Genomic DNA, 12,835 nt, shown 5'->3' on the forward strand with positions numbered 1-12,835 from the left:
TAGCTAATAAGTCAGCTCGGCGACCGCAATCCTGTTCTGCTCGGCGGGCCATAGCCGCGCCGCAACCCGTTCTTCGTTAAACTGAGCGACGATACTCCCAAAGGCATCAATGCTATAGCGACGCACGGTTGTTGCCGAATCGGTAGGCACGCCAGACTTGACGTCCTTAGGCTCCTCGCCGCCAAACAGGACCACGTCCCGCGGCAAACCAAAATAGCCCCGCGGTCGCGACATGATAGCGACGGCGTGAGCCTTAGCATCCGCTGGCCCGAATGGACGCGCCGGCCGCAGATGCACCACGTCGGAGGAGCGGGGAAAGGGCGAACGGAAAATGTGTGTGATCGGTGCATCCGGCGCTGTCAGCACAAACTCGAGCGTCCAGGTTGGATCGACCTGGACGGGACCCCAGCGGCCATCCGCTCCGGTCTGTGACTTGTGCAACCCGTCGCCTTTACGAAAGCCGTCCTCACTCGTGCGGAAAATTTCGACGGTCGCACCTGCCACGGGGCGATTGGTCGGAACGCCGCCCGGCGTGCCCGTCACCAGCCCGCTCAAAGTTACCTTGGCCTCAGGTCTGATAGAGATCCGGTCGGGCTCACGTCCGGCAATGAACTTGTAGATCTCGCGGAAGGCGCGCGGGTGGAATGCCACCTCGCGATGGTCGAGCGCGCCGAGCACGAGATTGGTGGCGCCCTTCAGCTCCGGCCCTTCATTGGTGACACCGGTCGGCGTGCCGGGCTTGCCGATGAAGCGGCCGTCGGCCTGGGCGTATTTGTCCATGCCGTCGCTGCGCAAGGTGAGGAAGGCGATACCCGGCGTCACCTCGCTCTCGCCCTCGTTCAGGCCACGCAGGAATACGCCGCGGCCGTTGAACTCGTTGTTGGGCTGGTCGTCGGTGGCGAACACGCCGTGATTGGGCGTGCCGCACAAGACCGCGTGGCTGACGTCGCCGGCACCGCCATTCTTGATCACGTTGCGGATCGAATAGCCGCCGCGCGAGCTGCCGACCAGCGCCACGCGCGCCGCGCCGGTGCGGCGCTTCAGCTCAACGATGGCAGCGGCGAGCTCGCGGCGCTGGTCCTCGGTCGAGGAGCGGTTCGCCTGCTCGACCTTGTCGTCGCTGCGCGCGTTGGGATCGGTGAAATTGATCGCCATCATGCGGTCGCGCGCGATGCCGTTGGATTCCATCCGCCACAAGGTCGTCATCCAGAGCGCGTCGTAGTCGCCATTGCCGTGGACGAACAGGATCGGCGGCACCTCGGTACCCGGCGCCGCAGCGGGCGCGGATTGGGCCGATGCGCCGGTCCGCAAGCTCGCAATTGCGAAAGGCAAGCTGCCGGCCCCCTGCAGGATCGTCCGTCGCGACAGCTTCATTTGTTCCTCCCGGCAAACCAACTCTTTGCACCGCTTATAGCGGCCTAACCACTGGACAGCGAAGGACTTTCGCGGGCATCACTGAATTTGCCGGAATCGCCCAGGATCACTCCAAGACCATTCTGCCAGCCCGTTTGGAAGGGGATATGACCGAGCAGACGAACCGCCAGAAAATCGCCGCCGACGGCATCACCGCGCCTCTGCGGTACACGGTGTTCCGGCGCATCTGGCTCGCCAGCCTGCTCTCCAATCTCGGCCTCCTGATCCAGGGCGTCGGCGCGGCCTGGGCGATGACGCAGATGGCGGCCTCGGCGGACAAGGTGGCGCTGGTGCAGACTGCCTTGATGCTGCCGATCATGCTGATCTCGATGCCGGCCGGCGCCATCGCCGACATGTATGACCGCCGCATCGTCACCCTGGTCTCGCTGATGGTCGCGCTCGCCGGCGCGACGGTACTGACGGTGCTGGCCGGGTTCAATCTCATCACCCCGGAGACGCTGCTCGCCTTCTGCTTCGTGGTGGGCAGCGGCAACGCGCTGTTCGGCCCGGCGTGGCAGTCTTCGGTCAGCGAACAGGTGCCGCCCGATGCGCTGCCTTCGGCCGTCGCCTTGAACGGCATCAGCTACAACATCGCGCGCAGCTTCGGTCCCGCGGTCGGCGGCGTCATCGTCGCCGCGCTCGGCGCGGTGGCCGCTTTCGCCTGCAACGCGATCCTCTATCTGCCGCTGCTGGTGGTGCTGCTGCTGTGGCGGCGCAGCACCGAGCCCTCGCGCCTGCCGCGGGAAAAGCTCAACCGCGCCATGGTCTCGGGCTTCCGCTACATCACCAATTCACCGCCGATCAAGATCGTGCTGTTGCGCACGCTGGTGATGGGCCTGATCGGCGGCGCCATCATGGCGCTGATGCCGCTGGTCGCGCGCGACCTGCTGCATGGCGGTGCGCAGACTTACGGCATCATGCTGGGCGCCTTCGGCATGGGCGCCGTGATCGGTGCGCTCAACATCCACGAATTGCGCAAGCGCATGAGCGGCGAGGCTGCGATCCGCGCCTGCACCATCTCGATGGCGTTTGCGATGGCCGCCCTTGCCCTGAGCACCGAGCCGGTGCTGACGGCGACCGCGCTGGTATTGGCCGGGGCGGTCTGGATGGCCGCGATCGCGCTGTTCAATATCGGCGTGCAGCTCTCGGCGCCGCGCTGGGTCGCCGGCCGCTCGCTCGCGGCGTTCCAGGCCTCGATCTCGGGCGGCATCGCCATCGGTGCCTGGGGCTGGGGCCATCTCACCGACTATGCCGGCGTCGAGATCGCATTGCTGACTGCGGCTGGCCTGATGCTGATCTCGCCGTTGCTCGGGATCTGGCTGACGATGCCGCGCGTCGGTGCCCGCAACGAGGATGCCGACGTGCTGGCCGATCCCGAGGTGAAGCTGTCCCTGACGGGACGCAGCGGACCTCTGGTGGTCGAGATCGAATATCGCGTCGCCCAGGAGAACGCGCGCGCGTTCCACAACGTGATGCAGGACGTGCAGCTCTCCCGGCAGCGCAACGGCGCCTATGGCTGGTCGATCGCCCGCGACATCGCCGACCCCGAATTGTGGACCGAGCGCTATCATTGCCCGACCTGGTTCGACTATTTGCGCCAGCGCAACCGCTCGACCCAGTCAGAACGCGCGCTGCATCAGCAGGCGATCGATTTCCATATCGGTCCCGAGCCGGTGCGGATCCGCCGCATGCTGGAGCGTCCGTTCGGTTCGGTGCGCTGGAAGGAGGAGACGCCGGATCGTGCCAGTGCCGAGGTGCTGCCGGTGGTCGCGACCGCGGCGGGGAGCAGCGTCAGACCGTAGCCCGGATTACGCTTCGCTCCATCCAGGCTACGAGAACTCTTACTGCCCGTGCTCGGTCAGCACCTTGTCGCAGCCTTTGCTCAGCTTCGTGCGGTGCTGCTTGAGGCAGGCGAGCACGGCGCTATCGCCATTGTTCATCACGGCACGGCAGAAGCGGGTGACGTCGCGCGCGCAGGCATCGTGGCCCGGCTGCTGCTGCGCGGATGCGACCGATGCGCCGAGCAGCAAAGGAAGAATGAAAAGAAATCTGGTCATCGCGTAATGCCTCTTACCCGGAAGAATGTGCGGGCGAAGCTAGTGCGACGATCCCTCAGCCGCAACGGCTTTATTGGCAGGCTGCATGGCGCTGCCGCGTGACCCCGGCTTGACGCCGGGGCGTATCGCGAGGGGAGCTAACCGACGCAACGATTGCAGTGTTGCGTGCTCTTACTGCTTGTCCTGGGCGTCAGCGACCTTGCGCGACGCGCCCTTGGCGAGATCCTTGTCCATCACCGCGCGGCAGCCGGCGCTGAGATCCGAGCGATGCTTCATCATGCACGCCGTGATCTTCGGGATGTTGGGGATTTCCGACGAGCACAGGCGGAAGGCGTCGCCGGTGCACTGCTGCTGCGCCTCGGCCGAGAAGGCGAAGCTCGAACTCGTCGCGACGAGTGAGACGATGGCGGCCAAGCCGAGCGCCAGGCTGGCGTCACGGAGACTGGCAGAGAAGGACTTGGTGTTAAGAGGCTTGGTGTCAAGAGACTTGGTCATTTGAAGCTCCCATTGGCACCGTCGCAACGGTGCCCGTTGTTGATGGGAACTACGATGCTCCAGCAAAACAGTTTCCACTGTGATGATGGTCACGGGCGGCACCCCGACTGTGACGTCGGTCACTTTGGCGCACCTTCCTGAAATTCCTCCACAACCGCCGTCGTGTTGGTGTCACGTTAACTGTTACTTCGCATTAATGGCTCGTCGCGCGGGTAATTCCGCCGGTTTGGTTGCGTAATTGGAAAGAGTAGCGATGCGTAATGCGTTGGGCCTGATGTTGGCCAGTGTAGTTGCGGCGGTCGTGATCGCCGCCGGCGGTTGGTTTTATTATTCCTCGCGCGCCGATCAGGCCGCTCCCAAGACAATTGCCGCCCGTGCCGCCGATCCATTGCCGGCACCGGCGAAGCTCGCCGCCAGGGATGACGTCGAGACCACCGCGACGATCGCGGCCAAGCCGACAACGGTTGCTCAGGCACCCGCGCCCGCCCCGGCCATGCCGGTTCAGCAGAAATCGACCTGCGCCAATCCGAACGCGCTGGGCGTCTCCCGCGTGGTCGAGATCGACACCACCGGCGGCCCCGGCTTCGGCTTCGACCATTTCAAGCAATTCGACTTCCTCACCGACAAGGAGGTCGTGCTGACCTTCGACGACGGTCCCTGGCCCGTGAACACGCCTAATGTGCTGAAGGCGCTGGCGGATGAATGCACCAAGGGCCTGTTCTTCTCGGTCGGCAAGCACGCGACCTATCATCCGGAAATCCTGCGCCAGGTGCTGGCCCAGGGCCACACGGTCGGCACGCACACCTGGTCGCACGTCAATCTGAACGGCAAGAAGATGACGGAGCAGATGGCCAAGGACGAGGTCGAAAAGGGCATCAGCGCGGTGAAATTCGCGCTTGGTGCCAACCCGGCGCCTTTCTTCCGCTTTCCGCAGCTCCAGCATAATCCGGCGATCGTGAGCTATTTCGGCACCCGCAACGTCGCGATGTTCTCGACCGACGTCGACTCCTTCGACTTCCGCAAGGGCGCGACGCCGGAAAAGATCATCGAGACGGTGATGACCCGGCTCGACAAGCTCGGCAAGGGCATCATCCTGATGCATGATTTCCAGAAGAATACCGGCATAGCCCTGCCGACGCTGCTCGCGCGGTTGAAGGCCGGCGGCTACAAGGTCGTGCAGATGAAGGCCAAGACGACGCTGCAGACGCTGCCGGAATATGACGAAGCGATCATGAAGGACATGAAGGTGCCGACCGCGAGCACGAACACGCGTCCGATCGGAAGCGTCGTGCAGACGGTGTCGCAGTAAGCTCGACCACATTCAAAACTGCGCATGGCCGGGCTTGTCCCGGCCATTTGCTTTTGGCGAGCGGCTTACCAATAGATGCCGTGGCGGTGCAGCTCGCTGATGATGCGGCGCTCGGTCCAGCGCTTGGACTTCGGCTTGTCCACCCTTGCCGTTTTCTTGGTGGCGGGCTTGGTTGTCGCGACCGGCGCCGGGGTGGTCGTGGGCGTGGTCGCCGCCGGAGCGGTCGGAGTGGCCGTGGCGGCCGGCGCAGAGAGCGACACTGCCGGCGGACGATCGGAATATTTCGGCGCCTCGGTGGCCGGCGCAGCTTCGCTCGCCTGCGGCGTGGAGGTGGTCGCCGAGGTTGGCGTGGTCAGTGGAGCGGGAGCCTGGGCGCCCGCCGCGGACAGCGACAGGCTGCGGGAGCCGTCTGCCTGGGCAGAAGCGGAAGCCAGGACCATGGCGGCAACCAGAATGATCTTGCGCATGTGAAATCTCCCCGTGTTGGCGTACCCGGGACATTACGGGGAAGGTGTCCTGGGTTAAGTGATTGGCCTCACACAATCGCGGAGCAATTTCGAACCGGCCGGGTGCGATCAACACCCCCGCCGATAAACCCGCAGCGTCACGTCCGGAAAGCTCATGCTGTCGAGCAGGCAGACGCCCTTTTCCGCGTCCATGCGGGCGATGAGCTCATCGCCGACCCGCGGTCCGACCAGCGTATGCTGGATCGAGCTCGATACGACGAGGATATTCGACTGCAGAAGCGCTTCTGCGGTGGCCGCTGCCGTTCGATGCAGCATCTCGCCACGGACGACCAGATTCATCCGCGCCTGCGCCGCATACAACTGAATGGTCGCGGGCGTCACCGGATAGGGACTCGAAAAGCCGACGTAAAGCGGGCCCGACAGCGGTGGCTTGACGTCGCGCAGAAGCGACCAGAGACGCTCGGTCGATGCGCGGATGCTGTCCTGCTGCTGCGCGCTCAGCGGCGTCGCCACGCTGAGCTGACCGATCACGACGTGCTTGACGAACAGCGCGAGGGCGATCGCGAGCGCAAGCACGCGGCCCGCTGTCAGCAGATGGCGATGGATGTCTTTCGCAAGGGCCGTGCGCGCAAGCAGCGATTCCATGGACGCCATGCTGGCGCAGCCATTGAGGACCGTCGCGACGATGAACACGCCGTAGAACATTGCGCCGAAAAAGTAGGTCTTGATCTCGGCAAGGGACGGAATGGCGTAGGCAATCAGCACGGTCGCGAGCAGAACGACGGCATCCAGCACCGCAGCCCGGCCCTGGATCGCAGCGAGCACGAAGCGCAGCAGCATCAAGGCCAACCCGATGGCGAGCCAATAGTGCAGGCCGAACTGTCCCTCTCCACCGATGGAGAAGCGTAGCAGCCCGGGCCAGAATCCTTCGCCCGTCGTCCAGAGGTCGCGCTGGCCGACGAACACCATGAGGATGTAGGTGACGGTCTCGACCAATGCGGGTCCGATCAGCACGGCCGTGGTCGCGATCAACGGCAGCACAAACCACGCGAGCGCGCCGAGCGCAGTCCTGATCGACAGGCGCAATCCGCCGGCCTGGATGCAATCGACGACCAGCCGGATCGCGAATGCACTGCCGAGCAGAGCAAGCGCAGCCGGGAACGATGTCGGCTTGATGCAGGCGGCGAGTGCGCAGGCAACGCCGAGGCCAGCCAGCGACCGGGCGCTGCGCCGGAGCACGCCGCGGTAGACGATGGCACCGGCGGCAAGGCCGACGGTAAGTCCCGAGGGCAGATCGGGACGCGCCTCGGTAATCGTGTGCCACAGCACCGGCACGCACACTGCTGCGACCAGACACGATGCGATCTCGAGAACCGGCCGTCGCCGAACCAGCCAGATGATCCCGAGCAGGAAGCCGAAGACGATCACGGCATGAACGAGATAGGGACCGACATAGCTTCCGGGAAACGACCAAAAACCGGTGGCCGCCACCAGCGTCGAAAACGGCGCATGGTGATGCAGCAAGTCCCAGACGCTGCCGGCGACGCCGCGGCTTCCAAAGGCATTCACCCATCTGACCGCGTCTTCGAAATAGGCGACGTCGTCATAGAGCGGGGGAACGGACAGCCGGCTGTGCAGCCGCGACGCGTCGAGCGATTTGGAGGCGACGATGGCGGTGATCAGCGCCGCTGGGATGACGAGACCGGGCAGCCGGACCCAGTCGCTCCGATCCGCAGCCCCGGTTCCGTTCGCCATGCCCCTGCCCTGCCCCAACGCCCACACCCCAACCAGGCAGCATCGTAAGGACACCGGCATCGCGCGCAATGCGCCGGATGCAATGGCCGGGACCTAGGCTTGCGCTTCTTGGATCGGATGAGCTGAGCGCTGGTGCCGCAAGAGGGATTCGAACCCCCGACCCCGTCATTACGAATGACGTGCTCTACCAACTGAGCTATTGCGGCGAACCCTGCCGGGGCCAAGGCGATGCCGGCCCCGATACGCGCGCTCCTGATATCGGGCATGGCCCGAATTGGCAAGGACAAGCCGGGTTCGAAATGCGGCTCAGGCGCCCCAGCGGGACCAGAATCCGCGCCAGCCGCCGGCCTGGGCCTTGGGTGTACCGATTTGTTCCGTAAATTCATCACTCGGACCCTCGTCATCGATCCCGGGATCGTCGGGGGCCCGGACGATCGGAATGACCGCGGGAATCGGCGCTGGCGCGGGTTTGCCGAGGTCGGCGCGGCTCCGGAACACCGGTGTCGCCGCCGGCGGCGGTGATTCGGCGGGCTCCGGGGCCGGTTGGACCGTCTCGGCGGTCACAACGGCCGGCTCTTCTTTGGCAATCGGGGGCGAATTGTCCTGCGCGGCCGGCACTGGCGCCGGTGCTGGTGCCGGTGCTGTCGCGGCCGGTTCCGCCGGGCGTTCGCTGGGAGCCACCGTCACCCGCTTCGGCGGCGGGGCCGCCAGCATGGCCTCCTCGAAGGCCGAGGATTCGATCGTGGTCCCCTTGTCCGAAGGCAGGCTCGCGACCGGGGTCTGCCACTGGAACGCATCGAGCCGGCCGGTGACCGGCGAGACCGGGCGCCAGCGGTCGCTAACGTAGCCGTCCGCAGTCCAGGCCGGATCGTGACGGCCGCGCACCGCCCGCAGGGTCCACGCGCGGGCGCGGCCGCTATCGCCATGCTCGGCACGCTCGATCTCGGCCATCAGCAGCGCGACGCGCTGGGTCGGATCGCTGAGATAAGGCGCGAGCACTTCGCGCGCGCGGGCGAACTCGGAGGCGTCGATCGCGGCACGCGCGATCGCGAGCTGGCCCTCGATATGGCCGGGCTTGTCGGCAGGCGTCTTCGCCGCGAGCGTCTCGACCCGCTGCAAGCGGTGCCAGGCGGTATCGCCGAGCTTCACATGGGCATAGGCATCCGCGAGATCCGGATGCGGATTGGCGAGCCAGGCAGCTTCCACCCGCTTCATGGCGCGGCGCACCTGATGTGCCTCGCTGTCGAATTTTGCCGCGAGCACGGCCGCGGGCACCAAGGTTGGCGCAAGCTTCACCGCCTCCATCACGCTCTCGCGCGCGACGTCGCGGTCCATCGTCTGCAATTCGAGCGCGCGCGCGGTGAGCAACACCCCGCGCTGGCGGCGATAGGCCTGCTTGTCGATCAGGCCTGCAGACAAATTCGAATCGAGGATCGCGAGCGCGCCGCTCCAGTCGCCGCGCGCGCAGCGGAAGCCGAGCACCGCTTGCGAGGCCCAGGTCGAGGACGGCGACAGCTTGATCGCTTCCTCCGCGATCATCACGGCGCCGACCGCATCGTCGGCGCGCTGCGCCTCAATGAACAGGCCGCGCAGGCCGAGCAGGCGCGTGTCCTCGCGCTCGGCCATGGCGCGGAAGACGCGCTGCGCCTCGTCGCGATTGCCTTCGAGCTGCGCCGACTGCGCATGCAGGAGCAGCGCGAGCGGATCATTCGGCGCATGCCGCCGCGCCGTTTCCGCGTGCCGGCGGGCGAGTGCGGTATCACCATGACCGATCGCGAGCAGGCCGTGGGTGATGGCGTGGCGGCCCCGCGCGTGGCGCTTGTCGTGGCGGCGGCGGCGCAGACGCCCCGGCGTGCGCCAGATCGTCGTCACGATGCTCCAGACCAGCACGACGGCCGCGGCAAACAGGCCAAGCAGGAACACGAATTTAGGAAGCGTGGTCGAGGCGCGGAAACTGCCCGCAGTCAGGACGAGATCGCCGGGCTGGTCGGCAACCCAGGCCGCGCCGGCCGCCGCCAGCGCGATCAGGACAAGGAAGAGGACGATGCGAAGCATGGCGATCCCTATACGCGCTTAGTATTGCGCGAAGCTTTATTGAGCAGGCTTGACGAGATCCGCCATGGCATCGTCGGCGAACTTGCGGGAAGCGGCGAGCGCAGCGTCGCGGGCATCGGCCTTGTCGAGCCAGGCCTGCGCCGGCGCACGATCGGCCTCGGCCAGCGTCTTGAGCTCGCGCCGCGCTTCCACGAAATCATTGCGAAGCGCCGCCGCCGTCACCCGTGCGACGATGGCGCCACGATCGTTGCCGACCCCGTCGGTGCGCTCGATGCGGACCAGCTTTGAGGCTCCTGCCTGGAGACGCTCGACGATGCCCGTGCCGCTGGTCTGGGCTTCCGCCGGCGGCGACAGCTTCGGCACGATGTTGAGGAGCTCGCGACTCAGCGCCACCGGCGTCGGGATACCTGACGCGGCAAAGGTGTCGAGCGGCTTCAGCATATCGGGCTTTGTCACCATCGCCCGCGCTGCGGCCAATTGCGACTCGTAAGCATCGCCGTGACGAACGGCGACGTCGAGCAGGGCCGCCGCCACCACATGGCGCAGCGGCTTGTCGTCCAACGTCTTCGCATCGGCGATCTTCTCGCCCTGCTGCGCGAGCTCGGCACGTTCGGCCTTGCTGGCGCGCTCGAGCTGGGCGATGCGGTCGCTCAGAGCGGCGAGGTCGGGTGCGGCAGCGCGGGGGGCGGATTTCGCATCGTTCAATGTGCTCGCGGTCTTGTCGAACTGCGTACGCAGATTGGCGACGTCGCTGCGCAAGCCGCTCGCGGATTTCTCCAGCGCGTCGATCCGCGCCGCCATGGCCGGATCGGCGACGGGCTTGCCGGCCTTGGCTTCAACTGCCGCAACGCGACCGCTCAGCGCATCGACCGTCGCGCTCGTGACTTGCGGGGTGGCCGGCGGTGCCTGCACGGCGGGCCAGCCCAGCATCCAGCCGACCGCGATCACGACCGCCGCCGCGACAGCGCCGGAGAACGGCGCGATGACCCAGGGCGACATCGGCGCAGACACGGGAGCCGGCGCAACCGCGGCCTGCGGTTCGGTCCGCTCCGGCTCTGCGTCAACCTGGTCGGATTTTGCCTGCTCAGGCTCGGCGTGCTCCGGCGCCGGCGCTGCCTCGGGCTCGACTGCCGGCTCCTGCGGCTGGGTCGAGACTTCGGTGGCTTCGAGGTCGATGGTGGGCGGAGTGCGCTTGGCACGGCCGGACTCAGGAGCCAATCCTGCGTCTTCAGGCTTGTCGTCGGCCATCGTGACGGTTCCTCACACTTCCATACGCGGGACGGACCCGATTACGTCGGATTCGGCTCGACCTCTTACGCCAAACGGGTGCGTAACGCACGCTCCAAGGTGGTAAATAAGGCATTTTCGTCCGGTGTGGCTGCGACCAGAACCTGCGACGCGCCGGCATCACGCAGCACGCTGGCCACCGTCTCGGACAGGCAGCATTGCGGTATGGCCAGCGCCGAGATTTCGACGCCTTCGTCCCTGGCCGCATCCAGGAACGCCCGGGCGCTGCGCCGGGAGTAGTGCAGCACCGCCTCGACGCCGTGGGCGGCAAAGCCCTCGCAGACCTCGCGCGGCAGATGCTTGACCGGCGCCATGCGATAGGTCGTCTGCGTGACCACGCTAAACCCCTCCGCACCGAGCTCGCCGCCGAGGTCGCGCGACAGATCCGCGCCTGCGAGATACAGCAGCGTGCTCTTTTTCTTCAGCACCTTGTCGCGCGCGCTCTGCATCACCTTGTCGCGCAAGGACGCGGCATCGCCGCCGGCGACGATCACCTCGGCAAAGCCGGCGTCGCGCGCCGCAGCAGCCGTATGCTCGCCGACCGCAAACAACGGCAGCTCCAACAGACCAAGATCCCGCAATTGTGGCGCGACGGCACGGATCGCGTTGGCCGATGTGACGAGGATGGCACCGTAGGGAGCTTCACTCTCGTCATGAAAGTCGACCGGCTCGAACTTGAGCACCGGCGCAAGCAGCACCGCAAGACCCCGCGCACGCAGGCTTTCCGCCGTCGCCTCATTGTCGGGATGCGGCCGTGTGACAAGGATGGACATCGCTGGTGTTCCCGGACCAATTCGCGGCGACACATTCGTGCGGAGCCCGCGCGTGGCGATTGCGCAATCTGGCCCCGGAATGCTACCGGACGTACCAGAACTCTGCTTTACGGATGAGCGCAAGGGCGCAAATTGGATAACAATTCGCCAATGCTGGTACTGGGCATTGAAACCACCTGCGACGAGACCGCCGCGGCGGTGGTCGAACGCTCGCCTGACGGCAGCGGCAGGATCCTGTCCAACATCGTGCGGTCGCAAATCGAGGAGCACGCCCGCTTCGGCGGCGTGGTGCCGGAGATCGCCGCCCGCGCCCATGTCGACCTGCTCGATGGCATCATCGAGCGCGCGATGCAGGAGGCCGGCGTCGGCTTCGCTCAGCTGGGCGGTGTTGCTGCCGCTGCGGGGCCGGGCCTGATCGGCGGCGTCATCGTCGGGCTCACCACCGCGAAGGCGATCGCGATGGTGCACGAAACGCCGCTGGTCGCGGTGAACCATCTGGAGGCGCACGCGCTGACGCCGCGCCTCACCGACGGAATCGAATTTCCCTACTGCCTGTTCCTCGCCTCGGGTGGCCATACCCAGATCGTCGCGGTCACCGGCGTCGGCCAGTATGTACGGCTCGGCACCACCGTCGACGATGCGATCGGCGAGGCCTTCGACAAGGTCGCGAAGATGCTGGGCCTGCCCTATCCCGGCGGGCCGCAGGTCGAGCGCGCGGCGGCAAGCGGCGATGCCACGCGCTTTGCGTTTCCGCGGCCGATGCAAGGGCGTCCCGACGCCAATTTCTCGCTGTCGGGATTGAAGACGGCAGTGCGCACCGAAGCGAGCCGGCTGGCCGAGATCACGCCGCAGGACATCAGTGATCTCTGCGCGAGCTTTCAGGCCGCCGTGCTGGATTCGACCGCCGACCGGTTGAGCGTCGGCCTCAGGCTGTTCCGCGAAAAATTCGGCGCGCCGCGCGCCCTGGTCGCGGCCGGCGGCGTCGCCGCCAATCAGGCGATTCGCGGCGCCCTCGATGAGGTCGCGCAGCAAGCCGGGACGCAGCTGATCATGCCGCCGCCGGCGCTCTGCACCGACAACGGCGCGATGATCGCCTGGGCCGGTGCCGAACGCCTCGCGCTCGGCCTGACCGACACGATGGAAGCGCAGCCCCGCGCACGCTGGCTGCTCGACGCCAACGCAACGGCACCGGCGGGCTACGGCAAGACCCGGGCGGGATACTAG

11 protein-coding genes and 1 tRNA gene are annotated in these 12,835 nt (G+C 66.4%); 3 read left to right on the forward strand and 9 right to left on the reverse strand.

From position 1 onward, the window contains the following. Window positions 1-3: 3 nt before the first annotated feature. A complete protein-coding gene (locus tag GGD67_RS09725) occupies window positions 4-1,374 on the reverse strand; it encodes a hydrolase (protein WP_179732391.1) in 1,371 nt (456 codons plus the stop codon). A gap of 146 nt (window positions 1,375-1,520) precedes the next feature. On the opposite strand from GGD67_RS09725, the gene GGD67_RS09730 reads away from it, so the two are divergent. Continuing rightward, window positions 1,521-3,215 (forward strand): MFS transporter, encoded by a 1,695-nt coding sequence (locus GGD67_RS09730; RefSeq protein ID WP_179732393.1) that lies wholly within the window; start codon window positions 1,521-1,523, stop codon window positions 3,213-3,215. Between the two features lie 39 nt (window positions 3,216-3,254). On the opposite strand, the gene GGD67_RS09735 is transcribed toward GGD67_RS09730, so the two are convergent. Continuing rightward, a complete protein-coding gene (locus tag GGD67_RS09735; RefSeq protein WP_179732395.1) occupies window positions 3,255-3,470 on the reverse strand; it encodes a hypothetical protein in 216 nt (71 codons plus the stop codon). A 171-nt stretch (window positions 3,471-3,641) separates the two neighbouring features. Beyond that, a complete protein-coding gene (locus GGD67_RS09740; RefSeq protein ID WP_179732397.1) occupies window positions 3,642-3,965 on the reverse strand; it encodes a hypothetical protein in 324 nt (107 codons plus the stop codon). A gap of 253 nt (window positions 3,966-4,218) precedes the next feature. Here GGD67_RS09740 and GGD67_RS09745 point away from each other — a divergent pair, with 253 nt between their 5' ends. Beyond that, entirely contained in the window at window positions 4,219-5,274 is a 1,056-nt protein-coding gene (locus GGD67_RS09745; RefSeq protein WP_018318986.1) for a polysaccharide deacetylase family protein, read from the forward strand. 65 nt (window positions 5,275-5,339) lie between these two features. Here GGD67_RS09745 and GGD67_RS09750 read toward each other — a convergent pair whose 3' ends face one another. The 6 genes from GGD67_RS09750 to GGD67_RS09775 form a co-directional block, all read right to left on the reverse strand. Next, on the reverse strand, window positions 5,340-5,741 hold the full coding sequence (locus GGD67_RS09750; RefSeq protein ID WP_179732399.1) for a hypothetical protein: 402 nt from the start codon (window positions 5,739-5,741) through the stop codon (window positions 5,340-5,342). 108 nt (window positions 5,742-5,849) lie between these two features. Further along, window positions 5,850-7,496, reverse strand: a complete 1,647-nt coding sequence (locus GGD67_RS09755) for a hypothetical protein (RefSeq protein WP_179732401.1) — start codon at window positions 7,494-7,496, stop codon at window positions 5,850-5,852. A 130-nt stretch (window positions 7,497-7,626) separates the two neighbouring features. Further along, a tRNA-Thr gene (locus GGD67_RS09760) sits at window positions 7,627-7,702 on the reverse strand. Between the two features lie 100 nt (window positions 7,703-7,802). Beyond that, the gene (locus GGD67_RS09765) at window positions 7,803-9,551 is read right to left on the reverse strand and encodes a heme biosynthesis protein HemY (protein WP_179732403.1); all 1,749 of its coding nucleotides are present in this window, start codon (window positions 9,549-9,551) and stop codon (window positions 7,803-7,805) included. Window positions 9,552-9,587: 36 nt separating this feature from the next. After that, window positions 9,588-10,799 (reverse strand): COG4223 family protein, encoded by a 1,212-nt coding sequence (locus tag GGD67_RS09770; protein WP_179732405.1) that lies wholly within the window; start codon window positions 10,797-10,799, stop codon window positions 9,588-9,590. A gap of 65 nt (window positions 10,800-10,864) precedes the next feature. Then, on the reverse strand, window positions 10,865-11,611 hold the full coding sequence (locus tag GGD67_RS09775) for a uroporphyrinogen-III synthase (RefSeq protein WP_179732407.1): 747 nt from the start codon (window positions 11,609-11,611) through the stop codon (window positions 10,865-10,867). Window positions 11,612-11,761: 150 nt separating this feature from the next. On the opposite strand from GGD67_RS09775, the gene tsaD reads away from it, so the two are divergent. Further along, entirely contained in the window at window positions 11,762-12,835 is a 1,074-nt protein-coding gene (tsaD, locus tag GGD67_RS09780; protein WP_179732409.1) for a tRNA (adenosine(37)-N6)-threonylcarbamoyltransferase complex transferase subunit TsaD, read from the forward strand.

This window comes from Bradyrhizobium sp. IAR9 (assembly GCF_013408065.1).
Taxonomy (GTDB): domain Bacteria; phylum Pseudomonadota; class Alphaproteobacteria; order Rhizobiales; family Xanthobacteraceae; genus Bradyrhizobium.

Excerpts from the sequence above, each read along its gene's own strand:
- GGD67_RS09730 (WP_179732393.1), top strand. The coding sequence starts at position 1,521 with ATGACCGAGCAGACGAACCGCCAGAAAATCGCCGCCGACGGCATCACC.
- tsaD (WP_179732409.1), top strand. The coding sequence starts at position 11,762 with ATGCTGGTACTGGGCATTGAAACCACCTGCGACGAGACCGCCGCGGCG.
- GGD67_RS09735 (WP_179732395.1), bottom strand. The coding sequence starts at position 3,470 with ATGACCAGATTTCTTTTCATTCTTCCTTTGCTGCTCGGCGCATCGGTC.
- GGD67_RS09750 (WP_179732399.1), bottom strand. The coding sequence starts at position 5,741 with ATGCGCAAGATCATTCTGGTTGCCGCCATGGTCCTGGCTTCCGCTTCT.
- GGD67_RS09775 (WP_179732407.1), bottom strand. The coding sequence starts at position 11,611 with ATGTCCATCCTTGTCACACGGCCGCATCCCGACAATGAGGCGACGGCG.
- GGD67_RS09770 (WP_179732405.1), bottom strand. The coding sequence starts at position 10,799 with ATGGCCGACGACAAGCCTGAAGACGCAGGATTGGCTCCTGAGTCCGGC.
- GGD67_RS09725 (WP_179732391.1), bottom strand. The coding sequence starts at position 1,374 with ATGAAGCTGTCGCGACGGACGATCCTGCAGGGGGCCGGCAGCTTGCCT.
- GGD67_RS09740 (WP_179732397.1), bottom strand. The coding sequence starts at position 3,965 with ATGACCAAGTCTCTTGACACCAAGCCTCTTAACACCAAGTCCTTCTCT.
- GGD67_RS09765 (WP_179732403.1), bottom strand. The coding sequence starts at position 9,551 with ATGCTTCGCATCGTCCTCTTCCTTGTCCTGATCGCGCTGGCGGCGGCC.
- GGD67_RS09755 (WP_179732401.1), bottom strand. The coding sequence starts at position 7,496 with ATGGCGAACGGAACCGGGGCTGCGGATCGGAGCGACTGGGTCCGGCTG.
- GGD67_RS09745 (WP_018318986.1), top strand. The coding sequence starts at position 4,219 with ATGCGTAATGCGTTGGGCCTGATGTTGGCCAGTGTAGTTGCGGCGGTC.